Annotated in this window: 16 protein-coding genes; 5 read left to right on the forward strand and 11 right to left on the reverse strand. The window is 73.5% G+C overall.

All coding sequences use genetic code 11. The features are described 5' to 3' along the window. Positions 1–112: 112 nt before the first annotated feature. The 4 genes from Athai_RS33475 to Athai_RS33490 all read right to left on the reverse strand — a co-directional run bounded on the left by Athai_RS33475 (position 113) and on the right by Athai_RS33490 (position 3,236). Positions 113–862: a GAF and ANTAR domain-containing protein gene (locus Athai_RS33475; protein WP_203965178.1), complete on the reverse strand. Its 750-nt coding sequence runs from the start codon at positions 860–862 to the stop codon at positions 113–115. After that, on the reverse strand, positions 843–1,637 hold the full coding sequence (locus Athai_RS33480; RefSeq protein WP_203965179.1) for a GAF and ANTAR domain-containing protein: 795 nt from the start codon (positions 1,635–1,637) through the stop codon (positions 843–845). The genes Athai_RS33475 and Athai_RS33480 overlap by 20 nt, the downstream gene beginning before the upstream one ends. A 16-nt stretch (positions 1,638–1,653) precedes the next feature. Then, positions 1,654–2,376 carry a GAF and ANTAR domain-containing protein gene (locus Athai_RS33485; RefSeq protein ID WP_203965180.1) on the reverse strand — a complete coding sequence of 241 codons (723 nt, stop codon included), beginning with the start codon at positions 2,374–2,376 and terminating at the stop codon, positions 1,654–1,656. 425 nt (positions 2,377–2,801) lie between these two features. Beyond that, entirely contained in the window at positions 2,802–3,236 is a 435-nt protein-coding gene (locus tag Athai_RS33490) for a DUF5994 family protein (RefSeq protein ID WP_203965181.1), read from the reverse strand. A 717-nt stretch (positions 3,237–3,953) separates the two neighbouring features. On the opposite strand from Athai_RS33490, the gene Athai_RS33495 reads away from it, so the two are divergent. Then, complete coding sequence (locus Athai_RS33495; RefSeq protein WP_203965182.1) at positions 3,954–4,853, forward strand: universal stress protein; 900 nt, start codon at positions 3,954–3,956, stop codon at positions 4,851–4,853. A 5-nt stretch (positions 4,854–4,858) separates the two neighbouring features. Here the strand turns inward: Athai_RS33495 and Athai_RS33500 are convergent, their stop codons facing one another. Continuing rightward, positions 4,859–5,503, reverse strand: coding sequence for a response regulator (locus Athai_RS33500; RefSeq protein ID WP_203965183.1), 645 nt, complete (start codon positions 5,501–5,503; stop codon positions 4,859–4,861). 230 nt (positions 5,504–5,733) lie between these two features. On the opposite strand from Athai_RS33500, the gene Athai_RS33505 reads away from it, so the two are divergent. Further along, the gene (locus Athai_RS33505) at positions 5,734–6,741 is read left to right on the forward strand and encodes an Acg family FMN-binding oxidoreductase (protein WP_239157320.1); all 1,008 of its coding nucleotides are present in this window, start codon (positions 5,734–5,736) and stop codon (positions 6,739–6,741) included. Between the two features lie 104 nt (positions 6,742–6,845). Continuing rightward, positions 6,846–8,573, forward strand: coding sequence for a sensor histidine kinase (locus Athai_RS33510; RefSeq protein WP_203965184.1), 1,728 nt, complete (start codon positions 6,846–6,848; stop codon positions 8,571–8,573). Between the two features lie 159 nt (positions 8,574–8,732). On the opposite strand, the gene Athai_RS33515 is transcribed toward Athai_RS33510, so the two are convergent. Both Athai_RS33515 and Athai_RS33520 read right to left on the reverse strand, forming a co-directional pair. Beyond that, on the reverse strand, positions 8,733–9,251 hold the full coding sequence (locus tag Athai_RS33515) for a hypothetical protein (RefSeq protein WP_203966684.1): 519 nt from the start codon (positions 9,249–9,251) through the stop codon (positions 8,733–8,735). 182 nt (positions 9,252–9,433) lie between these two features. Next, complete coding sequence (locus Athai_RS33520) at positions 9,434–9,877, reverse strand: universal stress protein (RefSeq protein WP_203965185.1); 444 nt, start codon at positions 9,875–9,877, stop codon at positions 9,434–9,436. Positions 9,878–10,376: 499 nt separating this feature from the next. On the opposite strand from Athai_RS33520, the gene Athai_RS33525 reads away from it, so the two are divergent. Then, positions 10,377–15,845, forward strand: coding sequence for an ATP-binding protein (locus tag Athai_RS33525; protein ID WP_203965186.1), 5,469 nt, complete (start codon positions 10,377–10,379; stop codon positions 15,843–15,845). 62 nt (positions 15,846–15,907) lie between these two features. Here the strand turns inward: Athai_RS33525 and Athai_RS33530 are convergent, their stop codons facing one another. From Athai_RS33530 to coaA, 4 genes are all read right to left on the reverse strand, one after another. Next, a complete protein-coding gene (locus Athai_RS33530) occupies positions 15,908–17,704 on the reverse strand; it encodes a glycoside hydrolase family 15 protein (protein ID WP_203965187.1) in 1,797 nt (598 codons plus the stop codon). A 79-nt stretch (positions 17,705–17,783) separates the two neighbouring features. Continuing rightward, positions 17,784–18,740, reverse strand: coding sequence for a D-2-hydroxyacid dehydrogenase family protein (locus Athai_RS33535; protein ID WP_203965188.1), 957 nt, complete (start codon positions 18,738–18,740; stop codon positions 17,784–17,786). Positions 18,741–18,835: 95 nt separating this feature from the next. Beyond that, a complete protein-coding gene (locus tag Athai_RS33540) occupies positions 18,836–19,042 on the reverse strand; it encodes a hypothetical protein (RefSeq protein WP_203965189.1) in 207 nt (68 codons plus the stop codon). Between the two features lie 77 nt (positions 19,043–19,119). Continuing rightward, the gene (gene coaA / locus Athai_RS33545; protein WP_203965190.1) at positions 19,120–20,037 is read right to left on the reverse strand and encodes a type I pantothenate kinase; all 918 of its coding nucleotides are present in this window, start codon (positions 20,035–20,037) and stop codon (positions 19,120–19,122) included. Positions 20,038–20,252: 215 nt separating this feature from the next. Between coaA and Athai_RS33550 the strand changes: the two genes are divergently transcribed. Beyond that, entirely contained in the window at positions 20,253–22,535 is a 2,283-nt protein-coding gene (locus Athai_RS33550) for a glycoside hydrolase family 3 C-terminal domain-containing protein (protein WP_203965191.1), read from the forward strand. The last annotated feature ends 33 nt before the right edge of the window (positions 22,536–22,568 follow it).

Genomic DNA, 22,568 nt, shown 5'->3' on the forward strand with positions numbered 1-22,568 from the left:
GGCGCCCCGCGGCGCGGTGCCGGTCGTCCACGGTGACCGCGGCGCGCGGCGGTCACCCGGTACCGGTCGTCCACGACGGGCGGGAGCGCCGCGGTCACCCGGAACCGGCGCGCTACCGGCGCTGGTGGGCGAGTATCGCCCCGAGGTCGGCGGTGCCCGCCGCGACCAGGTGCGCGAGGGTGGCGAGTCGCTGCTGGTGGCTTCGCGCGTAGCCGCGCAGCTGGTCGAACGCTTCGTCCATCGACACGTTGCCGTGCTCGGCGAGGACGCCCTTGGCCTGCTCGATGATGATGCGGCTGGTCAGCGCCGTTTCGAGTTGCGCGGCGACCTGCCGGCCCTGGTCGATGGTGCGTTGTTGCAGGATCCCGACGGTGGCGACGTCGGCCAGGGCCTGCCCCAGCCACGCGGCGTCGACGGCCCGCGGGGCGGTGTTGAGCAGCAGCACCACCCCGATGGTGCGGTCCCGCAGCCGCATCGGCAGGGTGTGCGCGGCGTGGAACCCGTAGCCCACCGCCGCGGTGCGGAACCGGGGCCAGCGGGCGCGTTCGGTGGCCAGGTCGAGGCAGGACACCGGCTCGCCGCTGCGGTCGCAGTCGAGGTGCGGCCCGTCGCCGGTGGTCTCGACGAACCGGGCCAGCAGGTCGGCGCGGTGCCCGGCGGTGGCGGCGAGGCGCAGGTCGCCGTGCGGGCCGCGGAGCAGGACGGCGGCCGTGTCGGCGGCGAGCAGGTCGGTGCAGCGCTGGCTCAGCATGGTCACGTGCGTGGTGATGTCGAAGCCGGCGACGAGGGTGTCGGCGAGCGCGACGAACGCCTGGGAGCTGCGCTGCTCCCAGGTGGGGCGGTCACGACCCGGGTCTGTCACGACGCACGCCTTCCTGGCCCGGCTCGTCGGCCCCGGCGGCGTGCGGCCGACCGCCCAGCACCTCGTCGACGTTCAGCGTGCGGGTGGTCAGGTCACGGGCCACGTCGGACATCCGCCGGCCGGACGCGCGCGCGTACCCGCGGAGCACCAGGTACGCGGCGTGCATCTCCAGGTCGCCGCTCTCCGCGAGGACGCCCTTGGCCTGTTCGATCACGGTGCGCCGGTGCAGGGTGGCCTGCAACTGCTCGTAGATGATCTCTTCCCGGCTGATCGCCCGTTGCTGCAGGATCCCGATCGTGGCGAGGTCGGCCAGCCCCTGACCGAGGGCCTGGCGATCGCCGGTCAGCTCGCCGTTCGTGGACGACAGCAGGGTCAGCGCGCCGATCGTGTCGTCCCGCAGCCGCATCGGGATCGCGTACGCGGCGCGGAACCCGGCCCGCCCGGCGAGGTCGGTGAACTCCGGCCACCGGTCGGCGTCGGCGGCGAGCTCCGGGCTCGTCACGACGGTACCGACGCGTACGCAGGCCGCGCTCGGTCCCTGCCGGGCCTGGGCGGCGAACAATTCGACCAGTTCGGGCCTTTCGGAGGAACCGGCCGCGGGCCGCCGGCCGCCGCGCCCGTCCGCCAGGATCACGCTGGCCGCGTCGACCGCGAGCAGGTCGACCGCTCGTTCGGTGAGCTGGGCGAGGAAGTCCAGCACGTCGAAGTCCGCGACCAGGGCGTCCGCCAGCGACACGAACGTCGTCGCCACCTGCTGGGGTTGGGTGTCAGTCATGGCAGACGGCCCTCCTTCACCTGGTCTCCGATTCCCGCCGAAAGCGCAGAGTGCGGGCAACGACCTGCCGCGCCACCTCCGCCATCGACAGACCATTACTGAAGGCGTACCCACGAAGCCGCATGAACGCCACCTCCGTCGTGACCCCCAACTGCATCTGCACCATTCCTACCGCTTGATGTACCTCGATGTGTGGATCGGCCAGCCAGCTGACGTCGGCGGTCTGGTGCCCGTCGATCTCCTCGGCGATCGCCTCGGTGGCCAGGTCGGCCAGGATCAGAGCGTCGGTCATTTCGGTGTTGGTCAGCCCGCCGACCGCATCGCGGTACAGATCCAGCGATCCCAACCGGACGACCCCGATCTGCAGGGGGAAGGAGAACACGGCCGCGGCGCCGAGCGCGACGGCCTGCGGTGCGAACACCGGCCACCGGGACCGCTCGGCGACCAGATCGGGGACCAGCACCGGCCCACCGGACTCGAACGCGTCCAGGCACGGGCCCTCGCCCACGGTCAGCTGCAGGTCTTCCAGCGCGGCGCTGGTGGAGTTCGTCGCGTAGACCAGGCCGCGGTTGGCGCCACGGTCACCGTCATCCCGGTCGAACCCGGACAACACGGTCGCGCCGGCGCCGGACACCGACACCTCGACCACACAGCGGGCACACACCAGTGCGACCGCGGATCCACTGTCGGTCGCGCTGTCTGCGGTCAGTCGAGTCTGCAGCCACTCCCGCCTGTCCACATTGGCCTCCGCCCCTTCTGCCGCTCCACCGCATTTTACTGTGGACGGACCGGTCGGGGTGGGGATGCCGGCCGGCAGGCGCGCCGTTCGCGGTCGTCCGTGTCCGGTCGGTCCAGATCCCGGGCGACCGCCGCATCGTGGCCCGAAGGTCCGGTTCCCGCCACCGGTGCGTATCGCCGGTCCGGGCCTGCCGGTACCCGTCGGCCGCGGGTGCCCCGTGCCGGCTGCACAGCGGACCGGTACCTGACCGTACGGGGGTTGCCTCCGGCGGGCTGGCGGAGCAGAGTACGACGCACCCCGCCGTGGCCGAGACCCCGCTGCCGGTCGGTGACGGTGAGGGATGCATCCGGAACACGCTTGGGGGAGCGCGGGCATCTGGGGGCGCCGTCCGGCCGGCCGTGGCCCGGCCGCGGCGGGACCCGTCGTCATCCGGTGACGGGTTCTCCGGCCGTGGCCCACGAGTCCGTCGCCGCCACCCGGAGGATGTCGCCCAGACCGACGGGCTGCCGGTGATCGGTGGCCAGGGACAGCGCCCGATGCGCGGTCAGTGACTCGGTGTCCGCCGGCACGACGAACAGCGTCAGGCTCCGGCCGTACTCGTCGGCGGCGCGCAGCAGGTGAGCCGGCTCCCCACCCCAGTCGATCGAGATCGTCCGGCCGCTCGCCGTGACCTGGTCGGGATGGTCAGCCCAGTCGGCACGGTGTACGACCAGTTCGCGGGCGTGCTGGCCGACCCGGCCCAGCAGCGGCAGCAGCCTCGGCACCTCCGCGCTCAGGTTCCGGGACGCCGGCCACCAGGCACCGGCGATACGCCGCGCCGCCGGCCCCGGCGTGAAGGTGATCCGTACCAGGGCCGTCATCCGAGGACCCGGCCGGGGTGGCTCGACTCACCGGCAGTCGGCCGGCCCCGGTGCGCCGAGGCGGCGGGCACCGGGTCGGCCGCTGCCGCTCGGTACATGACATGCGCCTCAGCACATCGGTGGGTCGTCGCGGGCTGGTACCGTCCCGCCGCCGCACGCCGGCCGCGACGGCGCGCGCTGCGGCCGGCTCGTTGCGGGCCTCCGGTCCGCGCCGACCGGCGGGCGGCGGGACGAGCGAGCTGGCCCTCGGGTGGCTGCCGTGCCGTCGTGCCGCGCACGGCGGCACGCAGCCAACTGAGGAAGGTGCGCCCTGCTGCCGCTGCGGCCGGGGACGCCTGATCGGGATCCTGCAACGTCGGTGCCAATGCCCGTCTCCGCGTTCATCTCAACGCCGAGGTCTGGGGCGCGATCGAGGTTGCCGCCGTCAAGGCTACGCCGATCAGGACGGTTTGACGGTGCCAACGCGGCGGCTTCGGTAGGCCCCGGTGCTGCCATATGACGACAAATCGCAGCGAGACCTTCGCGCGTGTTCCGCCGACGTCTGCGCCGCAGCGTCGCCCGCCGGCCGGGATCCGGGGCTGGTGGCCCGATGGCCCGGCGATGGTCCCGGCGTCGCTGGATCGTTCGGCACTGCTGGCGCCCGCGACACCGGCACACGATGGCGGCAGGACAGCGGCCGCCGGCAGCGGCAGGGCGAACAGGAAAGAAGCCAGCGTCATGTACGACTCCACTGTGGACAACGACACCGTCGTGGTCGGCGTCGACGGGACGCCGAACAGCCGCGCCGCGCTCGCCTGGGCGGCACGATCGGCCGCGGGCGATCACCGGAACCTGCTGATCTGCCACGTGCGGCAGGACCCGTCCGGCGACGGCGAGGACGCCGCGGAGCTGCTCACCACGGCTCTGGAGGCGGCCCGCCGAACGGTGGACGCCGATCGCATCCAGGTCTGCCTGAGCCACGGCGACCCGTCGCTCGCGTTGGCGCGGCTGGCCGCCCCGGCGCAGCTGCTGGTGTTGGGCGCCGAACCCGACGCCGACCGGCCGGGGGCCAGCCGGGAACTGGTGGCGCTGCGTACCGCGATGGCCGCGCGCTGCCCGCTGGTGGTGGTGCGGGCCGACGGCGGGATGCCGGGGCCGTTGCGGGGTCAGGTCGTCGCGGCGGTGGACGGGTCGCCCGCCGCCCGGTCGGCGCTGGAGTTCGCGTTCGGGTACGCCGATGCGTACGACCTGCCGCTGGCCGCGGCGCACGTGACGCCGGAGCCGGCGGGCGGGTACTGGTTCGACGAGCGGTTGTTGGAGACCCATTTCGCCACCGAGCCGGCGGCGCTGGGGTTCCTGGAGCGGGAGACGGAGCCGTGGCGGCGGCGTTTTCCCCGCGTGGCGGTCAAGCTGGTGGTCCTGGGTGGTTCCCGGCTGGCCGCGTTGACGATGGCCAGCCAGGGTGCGAGCCTGCTGGCGATCGGCCGGGCCGAGCGGGGTTCGCCGCGGGCGGCGCTGGGCCCGATCGCGTACGGCCTGCTGCGCGACGCGGGCTGCCCGGTGGCGGTGCTGAGTCCCGCCGAGGCCGCCCAGACCGTACCGGCGGCGACCGAGGTCGGCGCGGCGCGCGCCGGCTGAGCCGGTCAGTTCCGGGCGCGGCCCAGCAGCCGGGTGGCGAGCACGGCCGCCTCGGTGCGCCGGTGCAGGCCCAGCTTGGCCAGGATGCTCGACACGTAGTTCTTGACGGTCTTCTCCGACAGGTTCATCGTCTGGGCGATGTCGCGGTTGGTGCCGCCCTCGGCCATGTGGGTGAGGATGCGACGCTCCTGGTCGGTGAGGTGGCGTAGCTCGTCGGGCTCGTTCGCGGTGCCGCGGCGGATGCGTTCCAGCACCCGTTCGGTGATGGCCGGATCCAGCAGCGAGTGGCCGGCCGCGACCTGCCGCACCGCCGCCACCAGGTCGGTGCCGCGGATCTGCTTGAGCACGTACCCGGCGGCGCCGGCCATGATCGCGGCGAACAGCGCCTCGTCGTCCTCGTACGAGGTCAGGATCAGCACCTGGATGGACGGGTCCACCGAGCGGACCTCGCGGCAGACGTCGATGCCCGAGCCGTCCGGCAGCCGGGCGTCCAGGATCGCGACGTCCGGGCGCAGGGCGGGGATCCGGGCGATCGCCTGGGCTGCCGAACCGGACTCTCCGACGACGTCGATCTCCCCGTCGTGTTCGAGCAGGCCGCGCAGACCGGCACGCACCACCTCATGGTCGTCGAGCAGGAACACCGTGATCATTCCCCCGTTCTACTCCTGCCGGGCTGCCCGTGCGGCCGGTCCAACGGCCCGGATTCCCGGGGCCGAACGGCCCGGACCCGGGCCGCACCGGACGATCGGGCCGGCCGCGGCCATCGCGGGCGCACCCACGCGGGTGCCGAAGTGCGGCCGAGACCGGGCCGGACGGCACTGCCGGGACGCGGTGGCGGCGACAAGCATGGGGCCACAGGCGGTTCGAGGAGATGAGAACGGTGCCAGCCATCAACGTCAGCGCCACGACCAGCCGTAGCCGGGAATGCAGCGCGAACGGCCCGCTGGAGCGGGCGGCGCTCGCCGCCCTGCGCGCCCCGTCGTTGCTCAACACCCAGCCGTGGCGCTGGCGGGTACGCGACGACTCCGCGGAGCTGTCCGCGGACCGGTCCCGCCAGCTCACCAGCATCGACCCGGACGGCCGGCTGCTCATCCTCAGCTGCGGCATCGCCCTGCACCACGCCACCGTCGCGCTGGCCGCGATGGGTCATCGGCCGCGGCTCACCGTCTGGCCCGATGCGACGGCGCCGGATCTGCTGGCGGTGCTGCGGACCGGCGGGCCGCGGCAGCCGACGTTCGCGGACCAGCGGGCGTTCCAGGCGATGATGGCGCGACGTACCGATCGCCGTCCCAGCTCGCCGGACGTCTGCATCCCCGGCTACCGGCTGGAACAGCTGCGCGACGAGGTCGAGCGGCACGGCGCGCACCTGCACCTGCTGCGTCCCGACCAGGTCCCGGTGTTGATCGTCGCGGCGGCGCACGCCGCCCGGATCGAGACCGCCGACCCGCGGGTACGCAACGACCTCGCCCGCTGGACCCACCGGCCGGCCGGCCACCGCGACGGGGTCACCGCCGGCACGGTCGTACCGCAGATTCCCCGGCGGGTGCCGCAACGCGAGTTCCTGCCCAACGACGACGCCGGCCTCGCCGCGGGCGACGGTGACGATCAGAGCGCGAACTACGCGATCCTGTTCGGCGACGGTGACGAACCGGCCGACTGGCTGGCCGCGGGGCAGGCCCTGTCCGCGTTGCTGATCGCGGCCACCGAACGCAAGATCTCGGTGAACCCGATCAGCAACGTCGTCGAGGTCGAGCCCACCCGCGCCACCCTGGCCGGCCTGCTGTGCCAGCTCGGGCACCCGATGATCGCGCTGCGCCTCGGCGTCGCCGCCGCGACCCCGCCGCCGCCCGAGCCGCGCCGGCCCCCGGCGGAGGTGATCGACACCTGAAGCGGTGCCCATCGTCCGAACGGACGATGTCACCCGCGGAGGTGCCCGCCGGCTACGCCCGGCGAAGGAGTGCATGGTGGTCGGCGGATGGCTACGCTCTGCGTATGGCGGTTGATCCGACGGCCCCCGGCCGGCCCGGTGGTGGCAGCCGTACCGAACTCGGCCTCGGCCCGCTGCCCCAGGTACGTCTCGACGAGCTGCTCCGGGAGCTGCTGGACCGGGTGGGCGAGGTGACCCGCAGCCGCGAGCGGCTCCGCTCCCTGCTGGACGCCGTCGTGTCCATCGGCTCCGATCTCGACGTGCACAGCACCCTGACCCGGATCGTCGAGTCCGCCTGCTGGCTGACCGAGGCGCGGTACGGCGCCCTCGGCGTCATCGGCCCGGACCGCACCCTGATCGACTTCATCACGCACGGCATCGACGAGCGGACCCGGGGCGAGATCGGTGACCTGCCCCGGGGGCACGGGGTGCTGGGGCTGTTGATCGACAACCCCGAGCCGATCCGGCTGGACGACATCACCCGGCACGCGAGCGCCTACGGCTTCCCGCCGCACCATCCGGCCATGCACACCTTCCTCGGCGTACCGATCCGGATCCGGGACCGCGTCTTCGGCAACCTCTACCTCAGCGAGAAGCGGGACGGCGGGTCGTTCACCGACGACGACGAGCAACTGGTGGTCGCGCTGTCCGTCGCCGCCGGTGCCGCCATCGACAACGCCCAGCTGTACGAGCTGGCCGGCCGCCGCCAGCGCTGGCTGGAAGCGTCCGCGGAGATCATCAACGTGCTGTTGGCCGAGAACATCGACGAGGACAGCGCGCTCCGGCTGATCGCCGATCGTGCCCGCGAGGTGTCCGGGGCGGACCTGACGCTGCTGCTGCTCACCGACGAGGACGCCGAGCATCTCACGGTCCGGGTCGTCTCCGGCGTGGACGAGGCCCAGCTGGAGGGGGCCCGGGTGCCGGCGAACGTCGGTGAGCTGGCGCGGGTGACCAGCGGGTCGGTCAGTGCGCTCGCCGACCTCGCCGACGCCGCGGAATGGCCGACGTCGCTGCACACCGGGCCGGCCCTGCTGGTACCGCTGTCGGCCAGCGGCCGGGCGCTCGGCGCCCTGGCCATCGCCACCACCGAGAACCAGCGGTCGGTCGAACCGCCCGACATGGCGTTGATGGAGACCTTCGCCGGGCAGGCCGCGCTGGCCCTGGAACGGGCCCGTGACCAGCAGCAGCGGCAGCTGTTCGCCATCCTGGGCGACCGCGAGCGAATCGCCCGCGACCTGCACGACCTGGTCATCCAGCGACTGTTCGCGGCCGGCACCCAGCTGGCGACCACCGACCAGCTCGTCGTCAAGCCGGAGGTGCACAAGCGCATCAACGCGGTGATCGACGACCTGGACACCACCATCCACGACATCCGCAGCACGATCTTCCAGCTGCGCGCCCCCGCGGAGGACGACCTGCGCAACCAGCTCCGGGCGGTGGTCGACCACGCCCGGTCGACCCTGGGGTTCACCGCCCGGCTGTCCCTCCAGGGACCGGTGGACACCCTGGTCACCGGCGAGCTTCGGGGCTGCCTGACCGCGGTGATCCGGGAAGCGCTGTCCAACATCGCCCGGCACGCTCGGGCCAGCGCCGCCACCATCGACGTGTCGGCCGCCCCGGACCGGCTCGACGTACGGATCACCGACGACGGGGTGGGGATCGACCCGGCCGCGGTACGGGCCACCGGCGGGCTGGCGAACATGGCGGAGCGCGCCACCCAGCACGGCGGCACCTTCTCCTGGTCGGCGGCGCAGCCCACGGGTACCCGGCTGGAGTGGTCGGTTCCGCTGTAGCGAGCCCGCTGCGGAGTCTCGTCCGGCGGTCCCGGGGAGCCCGGCCCGGACGGGGAGGCCGCGCGGCGGCCCGGAGCGGGAGTCCTGCGCGGCGGTGACGTGGCGAGGCCTCACCGGCAGGGTTGCCGGTGAGACCTCACGGCCCGGTCGGTGGCTGGCTCAGCGCAGCCACGGCATCCGGGTGACCAGCGCGGTACGCGACCACCAGCGGCCCAGCCCGAGCGTGTCGCCGGAGTTCAGCAGCAGCAACGCGATCAGCAGCCCGGCGTAGATCACGTGATCGTCGAGGAACAGGTTCTGCGCGGGTGGCAGCGTCACGCTCCACATCATCATCAGCAGCACCGCGCCGGCGATGGTGCCGATCCGCATCCCGATACCGGTCAGCAGGACCAGGCCGACGCCGGCGAGGCCCACCATGAACAGCCAGTCGGCCCAGCCCGCACCCGCGATGCCGTGGTAGAAGCCGGCGAACGGGCCCGTCGCGCTGGACGACAGGAACCCCTTGGTGGGGCTGCCCCCGTTGAGCCACGCGCCCTGCGACGGGGTGGCGTAGCCGAGACCGAACAGCTTGTCGACGAACGCCCACAGGAAGATCCATGCGAGCCCCAGGCGCAGCCCGGCCAGCACGTATCTGCCTGCCGTCGCCGCGCTCACCGTCCGGACAGCCGTACGCGGCATCGCGCCCGCCGGTCGCGACTGTCCATGTGCTGCGGTTGCCATCACGTACTCCCTCGTCTCGATCCAGTTCCCGGGCCGGCTGTCGTCGGCCGGCCAGGTGGTACGACTCGCTCGGGTGCCGGCGGGACCGCTGACCCCGGCGCTGCGGCTGCGCCCCGGACGTCGCCGGGACGGCACTGCGGTTACTGCCGTTCCGGTGGCACGATCACGACCGGGCAGGCCGCGAAGTGCACGCACTTCTGCGCGACCGAGCCCAGCAGCGCCTCGGCGAAGCCGCCGTGTCCGCGGGTGCCGAGCACCAGCAGGTCGGCGCCGATCGAGGTGTTGATCAGGGTGCGGGCCGGGTTGTTGTGCACCACGTGCTGCTCGACCCGTACGTCGGCGCGGGTGCGTTCGACGGCGTCGGAGACCAGCTCGTTGAGTGCCTTGCCGGTCTGCTCGGACAGGTCCACGTCGAGGGTGGGCGACATGCCGTAGTAGAGCGGCACCTCCCACGCCATGATGGCCTGCACCCGAGCGCCGGACAGCTGTGCCTGGCGAAGTGCCCAGCGCAGCGCCCGCTGCGAGGGCTCGGAGCCGTCGACTCCCACCACGATGCGCCCGGTGCCTGGTGTCGTGCCGGTCATGACCGTCACCTCTCTCGCTCGGTGGGTACGAATTGAGGGTGTTCGCATCACCGAGCGCGCCACAGTGCCGTTCCCACCGGTGCGGGCGGGACCTTCGGCCCGCGGGTCGGGCCGGAGGCTCGGCGCGGCGTGGAGTGGGGCGCCCGACCGGGCAGCCTCGGTACCGGGGAGCGCTCCGGGCCGGCCGCCGGTGCCGGCGGCATTTCGCCGCATTTGTTGGGAACGCCGGCGTCCCGGCCTGCCGTTGCCCGACCGCGCGCACTGTCGCGATCGCAACCCTGGGTGAACCACCATGGCGGGCCCTGTCGGGGTGGTCATAGCATCGGCTGGTTGGTCGAATTGGTGGAGCCGGCCGAGAGCTTTTGGTGGGTTCCTACAACGATGCGTCCTGAACGTGCGTTAGTTGCTCCATGGCGGGACGGGTCGGCAGGCGGAATGGTGGACCGGGGCGGCCGCGGCGCGGCGCGCACATCGTTGGTCTACGGAAGGGCTAGGTCGGGTGTTCAGTCGTGTCGCCATCGTCAACCGTGGAGAGTCCGCGATGCGGCTCATCCACGCGGCCCGGGAGCTGTCCGCACAGACCGGGCACCGGATCGAGACCGTCGCCCTCTACACCGACGTCGACCGGGCGTCGACGTTCGTCCGGGAGGCCGACCACGCCTACGACCTCGGCCCCGCCTCGGCCCGGCCGTACCTGGACCTGAAGGTACTGGAGCGCGCGCTGCGCGAGTCGCACGCCGACGCGGCGTGGGTGGGCTGGGGGTTCGTCGCCGAGGACCCGGCGTTCGCCGAGCTGTGCGAGCAGGTCGGCGTCACGTTCGTGGGCCCGAGCGCGGAGGCGATGCGCAAGCTCGGTGACAAGATCGGCGCGAAGCTGCTGGCCGAGGAGGTCGGCGTACCGGTCGCGCCGTGGAGCCGGGGCGCGGTCGAGACGCTGGACGAGGCGCTGACCGCGGCGGCCGAGATCGGCTACCCGCTGATGCTGAAGGCGACCGCGGGCGGCGGCGGCCGGGGCATCCGGGTGGTGACCAGCGAGGCCGAGCTGACCGACGCGTACGAGCGGACCAGTCAGGAGGCGGCCCGCGCGTTCGGCAGCGGCGTGGTGTTCCTGGAGCGCCTGGTCACCGGCGCCCGGCACGTCGAGGTGCAGGTGATCGCGGACGGCCAGGGCACCGCGTGGGCGCTCGGCGTCCGGGACTGTTCGATCCAGCGCCGCAACCAGAAGATCATCGAGGAGTCGGCGTCGCCGGTACTGCCGGCCGACAAGGTGGTCGAGCTGAAGACGTCGGCGGAGCGGCTGGCGGTGGCGGTGGGCTACCGGGGCGCGGCGACCGTCGAGTTCCTGTACCACCCCGGTACCCAGGTGCTGGCGTTCCTGGAGGTGAACACCCGGCTCCAGGTGGAGCATCCGATCACCGAGTCGACCACCGGCTTCGACCTGGTGAAGGCCCAGCTGGAGGTGGCGTCGGGCGGCCGGCTGGTCGGCGAGCCGCCGGCCGAGCGCGGGCACGCGATCGAGGCGCGGCTCAACGCCGAGGACCCGGACCGGGACTTCGCGCCGGCGCCGGGCCGGATCGCCCGGCTCGACCTGCCGGCGGGCCCGGGCATCCGGGTGGACACCGGGGTCAGCGAGGGCGACGTCATCCCGGCCGACTTCGACTCGATGATCGCCAAGATCATCGCGTACGGGCGGGACCGGGACGAGGCGCTCGGCCGGCTGCGCCGGGCGATGGCGCAGACCACGGTGGTCATCGAGGGCGGCGCGACGAACAAGAGCTTCGTGCTCGACCTGCTGGACGCGCCCGAGGTGATCGACGGCAGCGCCGACACCGGCTGGATCGACCGGGTCCGCGGCGAGGGCCGGCTGGTGTCGCACCGGCACTCCGCGGTCGCGCTGGCCGCCGCCGGCATCGAGGTGTACGAGGACGAGGAGCGCGTCGAGCGGCAGCGGCTGCTGTCCACCGCGTTCGGTGGCCGCCCGCAGGTGCAGCACGACAGCGGCCGGCCGCTGGACCTCAAGCTGCGCAACGTCGGTTACCGGGTCCGGGTCGCCCGGGTCGGTGCGCACCGGTTCCGGGTCGGCATCGAGGCGGGTGCCGAGCTGCGGACCGCGGACGTCGAGCTGGACCGGTACGACCGCTACACCGGGCAGATCGTGGTCAACGGCGCCCGGTACCAGCTGCTGACCGACACGCACGGGCCGGTGCACCTGGTCGAGGTGGACGGGGTGACGCACCGGGTCAGCCGGGACGAGGGCGGCGTGCTCCGCTCGCCGGTACCGGCGCTGGTCGTCGCGACGCCGCTGGCGGTCGGCGACGAGGTCGAGGCCGGCGCGCCGGTGCTGGTCCTGGAGAGCATGAAGATGGAGACGGTGCTGCAGGCGCCGTTCCGGGCCCGGCTCAAGGAGTGCGCGGTCACGGTGGGCAGCCAGGTGGAGACCGGCGCCCCGCTGCTGCGGCTGGAGCCGCTCGCCGACGCCGACGACGCCGAGGCGGTCGTCGAGCAGACCACCGAGGCCGTCGAGCTGGACCTGCCGACCGGGCCGGACACCGTACCGGCGGCCGACCGCGTTCGCCGCGGTCAGGAGGATCTGCGCAGCCTGCTGCTCGGTTTCGACGTCGACCCGCACGACGAGCGACGGGTGCTCGACGACTACCTGGCCGCGCGGCGCGAGGCCACCGCGGCCGGGCAGCGACCGCTGTCCGGTGAGCTGGCGCTGGTGGAGGTGTTCGCCGATCTCGCCGAGCTGAGCCGTAACCGGCCGACCGACGAGGACGGCACCGACACCCACGTGCACAGTCCCCGCGAGTACTTCCACGCCTACCTGCAGAGCCTCGACGTGGAGCGGGCCGGGCTGCCCGAGTCGTTCCAGGCGAAGCTGCGGCGGGCGCTCGCGCACTACGGCATCACCGAGCTGACCCGCAGCCCGGAGCTGGAAGCGGCGGTGTTCCGGATCTTCCTGGCCCAGCAGCGGGCCGCCACCGACGCCGGCGTGGTCACCGCGCTGCTGCGGGCCTGGCTGCAGGAGCCGCCGCCGGACGGGACGATGCGGGAGCCGACCGGGCTGGCGATGGAGCGGCTGGTGTCGGCCACCCAGATCCGGTTCCCGGTGGTGTCCGACCTGGCCCGCGGTGTGGTGTTCGGCTGGTTCGGCCAGCCGCTGCTGCGCCGCAACCGGGCCCAGGTGTACGCGAAGGTGCGCGCGCACCTGCGTCACCTGGACGAGCATCCGGACGCGCCGGACCGCGCCGAGCGGATCGCCGAGATGGTCCGGACGACCGAGCCGCTGGTGCGGCTGCTCGGCCAGCGGCTGCCCCGCGCCGACCTGGACAACACCGTGCTGCTGGAGGTGCTGACCCGGCGGTACTACGGGAACAAGGGCCTGACCAACGTGCGGGCCAGCCGGGTCCCGGTCGGTACCTTCGTCGTCGCCGAGCGCGCCGGGTCCTACCTGGTGTCCGCGGCGGTGCGGTTCGAACGGCTGGGTGACGCGCTGACCGGCCTGGAGCAGCTGGCGACCGGCGACACCACCATCGACGCGGACGTCTACCTGCTGTGGGACAACCAGCCCACCGAGACGGACGAGATGGCGGCGGCGCTGTCCGAGGTGGTCCGGGCGCATCCGCTGCCGTACCAGGTGCGCCGGCTCACCGTGACCGTGGCGGGCAGCCGCGCCGGGGTGATGCACCACCACTTCACGTTCCGCGCCTCGGCCGCCGGAATGGCCGAGGACCGGCTGATCCGCGGCCTGCACCCGCACATCGCGCAGCGGATGCAGCTGGAGCGGCTGAACCGGTTCGACCTGACCCGGCTGCCGGCCTCCGACGAGGAGGTCTACCTCTTCCAGGCCGTCGCGGCGGAGAACCCGTCGGACGACCGGCTCGTCGCGTTCGCCCAGGTGCGCGACCTGACGCCGCTGCGGGAGCAGGACGGCCGGCTGGTCGCGCTGCCGACCGCCGAGGACGTCATCGCCACCTGCGTCGACTCGATCCGGCGGGCCCAGTCCCGGCGGTCGCCGCGGAACCGGTTCAACACCAACCGGATCGTGCTGTACGTGTGGCCGCCGAGCGACCTGACCGACGACGAGCTGGGCATCATCGCCAAGCGGGTGCTGCCGGCGACCTCCGGCGCCGGGCTGGAGGAGATCCTGTTCATCGGCCGGCGGCGGGACCCGCAGACCGGCGCGCTGCACAAGATCGCGATGCGGATCCGCTTCGACGCCAGCGGCGGCGTGCAGCTGCTGTTCGGTGAGCCGTCGGACGAGCCGGTCGAGCCGCTGGACGACTACCGGTTGAAGGCGTTGCGGGCGGCGAGCCGCAACTCGGTCTACCCGTACGAGGTGACCGGCCTGCTCGGCGAGTTCGTCGAGCACGACCTGGACGACACGCACGCGCTGGTGCCGGTGGACCGGCCGAAGGGCCGCAACACCGCGGGGATCGTCGCCGGGGTGGCCACCACGGTCACCGAGCGGCACCCGCAGGGCGTCACCCGGGTGGTACTGCTGGGCGACCCGACCAAGTCGCTCGGCGCGCTGTCCGAGCCGGAGTGCCGGCGGGTGATCGCCGCGCTCGACCTGGCCGAGCGGATGCGGGTACCGGTGGAGTGGTACACGCTGTCGTCCGGCGCCCGGATCGCCATGCGGTCCGGCACCGAGAACATGGACTGGGTGGCGGCGGCGCTCAAGCGCATCGTCGAGTTCACCCAGGACGGCGGCGAGATCAACATCGTCGTGGCGGGCATCAACGTCGGCGCCCAGCCGTACTGGAACGCCGAGGCGACGATGCTCATGCACACCAAGGGAATCCTGGTGATGACGCCGGATTCGGCGATGGTGCTGACCGGCAAGCAGGCGCTCGACTTCTCCGGCGGCGTGTCGGCCGACGACAACTTCGGCATCGGCGGCTACGACCGGGTGATGGGCCCCAACGGCCAGGCGCAGTACTGGGCGCCGAACCTGGCCGCCGCGCACGAGGTGCTGCTCGCGCACTACGACCACACCTACGTGGCGCCCGGCGAGTCGACGCCGCGGCGGGCGGCGTCCACCGACCCGGTGGACCGGGACGTCAGCGACTTCCCGCATTCGCTGGCGGGCAGCGACTTCGGGACCGTCGGCGAGATCTTCTCGGCGGCCAACCCGGACCGCAAGAAGCCGTTCGACATCCGTACCGTGATGCGGGCGCTGTCCGACCAGGACCATCCGGTGCTGGAGCGGTGGGCGAGCATGGCCGACGCGGAGACCGTGGTGGTGCAGGACGTGCACCTCGGCGGGTACCCGGTCTGCCTGCTCGGGATCGAGTCGCGGTCGGTGCCGCGGCGCGGGTTCCCGCCCACCGACGGGCCGGATGCGTACACCGCGGGCACGCTGTTCCCGCGGTCGTCGAAGAAGGCGGCCCGGGCGATCAACGCGGCCAGCGGCAACCGGCCGCTGGTGGTGCTGGCGAACCTGTCCGGCTTCGACGGTTCCCCGGAGTCGATGCGCAAACTGCAGCTGGAATACGGCGCGGAGATCGGCCGGGCGATCGTCAACTTCGACGGCCCGATCGTGTTCTGCGTGATCTCCCGCTACCACGGCGGCGCGTTCGTGGTGTTCTCCAAGGCGCTCAACCCGAACATGACGGTGCTGGCGCTGGAGGGCTCGTACGCCTCGGTGCTGGGTGGTGCCCCGGCCGCGGCCGTGGTGTTCGCCGGTGACGTCAAGGCGCGCGTCGCGGCCGACCCGCGGGTCCGGGAGCTGGAGGCGCGGGTGACCGCGGCGGCCGGCGCCGAGCGGGCCGTGCTGACCGCGGAGCTGGACGAGCTGCGCACCTCGGTCCGGGCGGAGAAGATCGGCGAGGTGGCCACCGAGTTCGACCGGATCCACAGCATCCAGCGGGCGGTGGAGGTCGGTTCGGTCGACGCGGTGGTGCGGACGTCGGAGTTGCGGCCGCGCATCATCGGCACGATCGAGGCCGGTCTGCGCAAGCCCTAGGGTGGGTATCCGCCGCCAGCGGCCCGGCACCGGGCCGCTGGCGGTGCCCCAGCTGCATTGTCCTATGTGGACGGCGGGCTGGACTCGAACGGGTTCGGGTGGTCGCTGCCGAGCACCCGGGCGGCGTTGATCAGCGCGAGGTGGGTGAACGCCTGCGGGAAGTTGCCGACCTGCCGGCCGCGGCGCACGTCGTACTCCTCGGCGAGCAGCCCGACGTCGTTCGCGAGCCCGAGCAGCCGTTCGAACAGCTCCCGCGCCTCGTCCCGCCTTCCGTTCAGCGCCAACGCATCCACCAGCCAGAACGAGCAGGCCAGGAACTGCCCCTCGGTACCGGACAGGCCGTCGTCGGTGTCGTCGGTGGAGTACCGGGACAGCAGGCCGTCGTGGCCGAGTTCGGCCCGGACCACGTCGATGGTGGAGGTGACCCGCGGGTCGTCGCCGGGCAGGAACCCGACCAGCGGGATCATCAGCACGCCGGCGTCCAGTGCGGTGGACCCGTAGTACTGGGTGAACGTGCCGCGCCGCGGATCCCAGGCGTGGGCGAGGATCTCGTCCCGGATCGTGTCCCGGGTCGCGGCCCAGTGGTCGACCGGGCCGTCCAGGTCGAACCGGGTCGCCATCGTCACCGCCCGGTCGAACGCCACCCACGCCATCAGCTTCGACTGGGTGTAGTGCCGGCGCGGCCCGCGCGACTCCCACATCCCGTCGTCCGGCTGCTGCCAGACGCCGTCCAGGTAGTCGAGCAGCTTGCGCAGCTGCCGCCACTGCCGGTCCGAGTACCGGCCGGAGTGGCCGGCGACCGCGGCGGCGACCCCGAACGCCTCGCCGTACACGTCGAGCTGGAACTGGCCGGCCGCCGCGTTGCCGACCCGTACCGGCCGGGACCCCTCGTAGCCCGGCAGGTGGTCCAGCTCGTACTCGGCGAGCCGCCGCTCGCCGGCGATCCCGTACATGATCTGCATCTGCTCCGGGTGCCCGGCGGTGGCCCGGAACACGCAGGCGGCGAACGCCTGCGCCTCGTCGGTGTAGCCGCCGGCGAGCAGCGCGTTGAGCGCCAGCACCGAGTCGCGCAGCCACGTGTAGCGGTAGTCCCAGTTGCGCTCGCCGCCGATGTCCTCCGGCAGCGACGTGGTCGGCGCGGCCAGCACCGCGCCGGTCTGCCGGTCGGTCAGCGCCTTCAGCACGATCAGCGAGCGCAGCACCTCGTCGCGGTAGGCCCCGGTGTAGCGGCACCGGCCGGACCAGTCCAGCCACCACTGCTCGGTCCGGGCCAGCGCCGAGTACGCGTCCTCCACCAGCCCGGGCGGCTGGTACGGCGGGAACCAGGTGAGCATGAACCGCTCGGTGCCACCGGCGGCGAGGTCGAACTCGCCGACCGTGGTCAGCTCGTGCCCGTGCAGCGGTACCGAGGTGGCGAGGTGCAGCGCGTCCGGGCCGGCCTGCGCGACCACCCCGTCGGGCACCCGCTGCACCCACGGCACGACCGACCCGTACTCGAACCGGACCACCAGCTCGACCTGCATCCGTACCCGGCCGCGCAGCCCCTGCACGATCCGGGTGAGCTGGGGCCGGGTGCCGGGCTCGCGCGGCGGCATGAAGTCGATCAGCCGGACCGCGCCGTCCGCGGTCTCCAGGTCGGTCTCCAGGATCAGGGTGCCGTCCCGGTACCGGCGGGAAGTGCGCGTCACCGGGTCGACCGGCCCGATCAGCCACCGGCCGTGCGTGGCGTCGCCGAGCAGCGCCGCGAAGCAGGCCGCCGAGTCGAACCGCGGCAGGCACAGCCAGTCGACCGATCCGTTGCGCCCCACCAGCGCGGCGGTCTGCAGGTCGCCGACCAGCGCGTAGTCCTCGATCCGCATCCGCCACCCCCGTTGGCCACCGCCAACGCTACGTGCCGCTGCGCCGCGTCGAGCCGCAAACGGCGGTACCGGCCGGCGATCAGCCGAGCACCCGGACCGGGGATCCGTCCAGCCAACCGACCACGTCGGCGACGGCGTCGGCGTAGAACGTCGCGTACGTTTCCCGGGTCACGTACCCGAGGTGCGGGGTGGCGAGGACGTTCGGCAGCCGGCGCAGCTCGTCGTCGGCCGGCAACGGTTCGGTGTCGTACACGTCGAGGCCGGCGCCGGCGAACCAGCCCTCGCGCAGCGCCCGCAGCAGCGCGGCCCGGTCCACGATCGGCCCGCGCGACGTGTTGACGAGGTAGCTGGTGGGCCGCATCGCCCGCAGCAACCGCTCGTCGACCAGGCCGCGGGTCCGCTCGGACAGCACCAGATGGATCGACACCACGTCGCTCGCCGCGAACAGTTCGGTGGCGTCGGCGGCCAGCCGGGCGCCACCCGCCGCGGCGCGCTCCGGCGTCAGGTGCGGGCTCCAGGCGAGCACCTCCATGCCGAACGCCCGGCCGACCGCCGCGACCGCGCCGCCCAGCCGGCCGAGGCCGAGCAGCCCGAGAGTACGGCCGCGCAGCTCCAGGCCGATGCCGCGCTGCCAGTCGCCGGCGCGCATCCCGTTCGCCTCGTCGACCAGGCCCCGGGCCAGGCCGAGGATCAGCGCCCAGGTCAGCTCCGCGGTGGCGGTACTGCTGCCCCGGGTGCCGCACACCGTGACGCCGCGTGCCGCCGCGGCGGCCAGGTCGATCGAGGCGTTGCGCATCCCGGTGGTGACCAGCAGCCGCAGGTCGGGCAGCGCGTCGAACGCGGTCGCCGGGAACGGTGTGCGTTCCCGCATGGCCACCACCACCTGGTAGTCGCGCAGCGCGCCGGCCAGCTCGTCCGGCGCCAGCGGCCGGTCGAACCGGTCCAGCTCGACCCGGCCGGCCAGCGGCGACCAGTCCGTCGAGGTCAGCGCGACGTGCTGGTAGTCGTCGAGGATCGCGCAGCGCGGCAGTGCCATCCCGCCAGCATGCCAGCCGCCGTGGTCGTCCGGGTCGGCGCCGGCCAGCCGCCGTGGTCGTCCGGGTCGCCGCCGGCCAGCCGCCGCGGCCGGGGTCAGAGCGGGCGCCAGCCGGTGCCGCGGGTGAGGAACCGGGCCGCCTCGGCGTCGGCCTGGTCGGGGCCGGTGCAGGACACGTACTCGTACGACTCGCGCGGGCCGAGGTGGTCGACCCGCCAGCGCCCGGACCGCTCGTGGATCACCACCTGCTGCCGCCGCACGGGATCGTCCTGCCCGTTCCACCAGCCCCGTACCACCGTCATGACCAGGCACTCTATCGAACAGGTGTTCGATGCCGCGTCACCCGGGGGTGGCCCAGCGGTCCGCGCGGAGTGCCCGTCTAGAGCTTGCGCAGCCGGACCCGCTCGACGGCGTGGTCGGGTCCCTTCTGCAGCACCAGGGTGGCGCGGGGCCGGGTCGGGCGGATGTTGTCGACCAGGTTCGGTTCGTTGATCGCCGCCCAGATGCCGGTCGCGGTCTGCACCGCCTGCTCGTCGGACAGCACGGCGAACCGGTGGAAGTACGAGGCGGGGTCGGCGAACGCGGTCTGCCGCAGTTTGAGGAACCGCTCCACGTACCAGCGCCGGATGTCGTCGGCGTGCGCGTCGACGTAGAGGGAGAAGTCGAACAGGTCGGCGACGGCCAGCCGGGGTGCCGGCTGGAGCACGTTCAGCCCCTCGACGAGCAGGATGTCCGGCTGCCGGATCACGTTCCGCTCGTCCGGCACGATGTCGTACGTCAGGTGCGAGTACACCGGGGCGGCCACCTCGGCCTGGCCCGACTTGACGTCGGTGACGAACCGGACCAGTGCCCGCCGGTCGTAGCTTTCCGGGAACCCCTTGCGTTCCATCAGCCCGCGCCGCTTCAGCTCCGCGTTGGGCAGCAGGAAACCGTCGGTGGTGATCAGGTCGACCCGCGGATGGTCCGGCCACTGGGCGAGCAGGGTGCGCAGCAGCCGGGCGATGGTCGACTTGCCGACCGCGACGCTGCCGGCGATGCCGATCACGAACGGCACCGGTGCCGGCGTCTCGCCGAGGAACACCCGGGTCGCCTCGTTGAGCCGCTGCCGCGCCGCGACCTGCAGGTTCAGCAGCCGGGACAGCGGCAGGTAGACGTCGGCGACCTCGTCGAGCGAGACCACGTCGCCCAGGCCCTGCAGGCGGGACAGCTCGTCGGCGGTCAGCTCCAGCGGGGTGGACCTGCGCAGCGTGCGCCATTGCGCGCGGCTCAGCTCCACGTAGGGGGTCAGGTGGGACACGCGGAACAGTGAACCGCGTCGCCCGTACGGCGTCGCGCCGGGGCCGCCCGCTGTGCGGTTTCGGCACCGGACGTCACGTTCGGTACCGCCCGGGTCACCTGCGGGATTCCTCCGCGTCACCGCCCGCCTGCCGCGGGTCGTTGCGGACCGCCGCGCCGCCGACCATGCTGCGGGTACCGCCGGCTTCGCGGCGGTCGCAGCGGAAGGGGCGGTCCATGGTGCGCGAACTCAGCCTGGCCGAGCAGGCGTCGCTGACCTCCGGCGCGGGGATGTGGGAGACCGTCGAGGTGCCCGGCGCGGTACCGGCGCTGACCGTCTCGGACGGCCCGCACGGCATCCGCCGCCCCGACCCCGACTCGGACGACGCCCTCGGCATCAGCCAGAGCATCCCGGCGACCTGCTTCCCGCCGGCGGTGACGCTCGGCTGCTCCTGGGACCCGGAGCTGGCCCGCCGGGTCGGCGCCGCGCTCGCCGTCGAGGCGCGCGCCCTCGGCGTCGGGCTGATCCTCGGCCCCGGCGTCAACATCAAGCGGTCCCCGCTGTGCGGCCGCAACTTCGAGTACTTCGCCGAGGATCCGTACCATGCGGGCGTGCTCGGCGCCGCGCTGGTCACCGGCATCCAGTCCGGCGGGGTGGGCGCCTGCGTCAAGCACTTCGCCGCGAACAACCAGGAGACCGACCGGCTGCGGGTCAGCGCCGACGTGGACGAGCAGACGCTGCGCGAGATCTACCTGCCGGCGTTCGAGCGGATCGTGCGGGAGGCCCGCCCGGCCGCCGTGATGTGCTCGTACAACAAGCTGAACGGCACCTACGCGAGCCAGCACCGGTGGCTGCTGACCGAGCTGCTGCGCGACGAGTGGGGCTTCGACGGGGTGGTGGTCTCCGACTGGGGTGCGGTGAACGACCGGGTCGCGGCGCTCGCCGCCGGGCTCGACCTGGAGATGCCGCCGACCGGTACCGACCGGCAGCTCGTCGACGCCGTCGACCAGGGGCGGTTGAGCGCTGCGGCGGTGGCCACCGCGGCCGGCCGGGTCGCCGCGCTCGCCCACCGGTACGCGCCGGCCGCGGGGGCCGCCGCGGCGAATCCGGCCGGGGCGGCGGGGCCCGCCGGGGCCGGCACCGCGAAGGCCGACGCGGTGCCGGCCGGGCCGTCCGGATGGGACGTCGACGCGCATCACGCGCTGGCCGCCGAGGTGGCCCGCGCCAGCGCGGTGCTGCTGCGCAACGAGGACGCGGTGTTGCCGCTGGATCCCGCTGCCGCGCAACGCATCGCGGTGCTGGGGGAGCTGGCCCGGACGCCGCGCTACCAGGGCGGTGGCAGCTCGCACGTGACGCCGACCCGGCTGGACGCGGCCTGGCCGGCGCTGCGGCGGCTGGCCGGCGAGCGCACCGAGCTGACGTTCGCCGCCGGCTACCGGCTGGACGGTACGGCCGATGCCGAGCTGGCCGCCGCCGCGGTCACCGCCGCGGCCGGCGCGGATGTCGCGGTGCTGTTCCTCGGCCTGCCGGACGCCGCCGAATCGGAGGGCGTCGACCGGACGACCATCGATCTGCCGGCCGACCAGCTCGACCTGCTGCGCCGGGTCACCGGCACCGGTACCCGGGTCGTGCTGGTCCTCGCCAGCGGCGGCGTCGTCGCACCGGACGGCTGGTGGGACACCTCGGCGATCCTGGCCGGCTTCCTGCCCGGCCAGGCCGGCGGTACCGCGCTCGCCGAGCTGCTGTTCGGGGTGCACGCGCCGGCCGGCCGGCTCACCGAGACGATCCCGCTGCGGCTCGCCGACACCCCGTCCTACCTGCACTTTCCCGGCCGGGACGGGCACGTGCGGTACGGCGAGGGCCGCTACGTCGGCTACCGCTGGTACGACACCGTCGAGCGCGACGTGGCGTTCCCGTTCGGGCACGGTCTCGGCTACACCACCTTCGAGTACCGCGACCTGGAGGTGCGGCCCACCGGCGACGACCGGTGGCAGGTGGCGGCGACGGTGGCCAACACCGGCGACCGGTTCGGGCACGAGGTGGCCCAGCTGTACCTCGCGTTCGGCGGCGACCGGCCGCGGCACGAGCTGCGCGGCTTCACCAAGGTGGGCCTCGCGCCGGGCGAGTCGGCCCGGGTGCGGTTCGAGATCGGCCCGCGCGACCTGGCCGAGTGGTCGGTACCGCGGGGCGACTGGCAGGTCACCGCGGGCGGGTTCACCGTCGAGGTGGGCGCCTCGTCGCGGGACATCCGGCTGCGCGCCGAGCTGACCACCCCCGGCGACGGGTACGTGGCGCCGGTCGGCCGGATGTCCACCGTGACCGAGTGGCTGGCCCACCCGGTCGGCGGACCGCTGCTCGGTGCCGCCCTCGCCCCGGCGCTCGACGGCCAGCCGCTCGACCCGGCGCTCGTCGCGCTGGCCCGGTCGCTGCCGCTCGCCAAGCTGGCCATGTTCCCGCTCGGTCTCACCCCGGAGAAGATCGCCGACCTCGTCAGCCGGGTCGAACGGGCCACCGACTGAACCGCCGTTCCCGGCGCCGCGCCCGGCGCGAAG

It is taken from the genome of Actinocatenispora thailandica, assembly GCF_016865425.1.
Lineage (GTDB): Bacteria > Actinomycetota > Actinomycetes > Mycobacteriales > Micromonosporaceae > Actinocatenispora > Actinocatenispora thailandica.

What these genes read in the sequence shown, in the direction of transcription:
- Athai_RS33500 (WP_203965183.1), bottom strand. Translation starts at nt 5,503, where the DNA reads ATGATCACGGTGTTCCTGCTCGACGACCATGAGGTGGTGCGTGCCGGT.
- Athai_RS33490 (WP_203965181.1), bottom strand. Translation starts at nt 3,236, where the DNA reads ATGACGGCCCTGGTACGGATCACCTTCACGCCGGGGCCGGCGGCGCGG.
- Athai_RS33535 (WP_203965188.1), bottom strand. Translation starts at nt 18,740, where the DNA reads ATGGCACTGCCGCGCTGCGCGATCCTCGACGACTACCAGCACGTCGCG.
- Athai_RS33550 (WP_203965191.1), top strand. Translation starts at nt 20,253, where the DNA reads ATGGTGCGCGAACTCAGCCTGGCCGAGCAGGCGTCGCTGACCTCCGGC.
- Athai_RS33540 (WP_203965189.1), bottom strand. Translation starts at nt 19,042, where the DNA reads ATGACGGTGGTACGGGGCTGGTGGAACGGGCAGGACGATCCCGTGCGG.
- Athai_RS33480 (WP_203965179.1), bottom strand. Translation starts at nt 1,637, where the DNA reads ATGACTGACACCCAACCCCAGCAGGTGGCGACGACGTTCGTGTCGCTG.
- Athai_RS33510 (WP_203965184.1), top strand. Translation starts at nt 6,846, where the DNA reads ATGGCGGTTGATCCGACGGCCCCCGGCCGGCCCGGTGGTGGCAGCCGT.
- Athai_RS33495 (WP_203965182.1), top strand. Translation starts at nt 3,954, where the DNA reads ATGTACGACTCCACTGTGGACAACGACACCGTCGTGGTCGGCGTCGAC.
- Athai_RS33520 (WP_203965185.1), bottom strand. Translation starts at nt 9,877, where the DNA reads ATGACCGGCACGACACCAGGCACCGGGCGCATCGTGGTGGGAGTCGAC.
- Athai_RS33515 (WP_203966684.1), bottom strand. Translation starts at nt 9,251, where the DNA reads ATGCCGCGTACGGCTGTCCGGACGGTGAGCGCGGCGACGGCAGGCAGA.
- Athai_RS33530 (WP_203965187.1), bottom strand. Translation starts at nt 17,704, where the DNA reads ATGCGGATCGAGGACTACGCGCTGGTCGGCGACCTGCAGACCGCCGCG.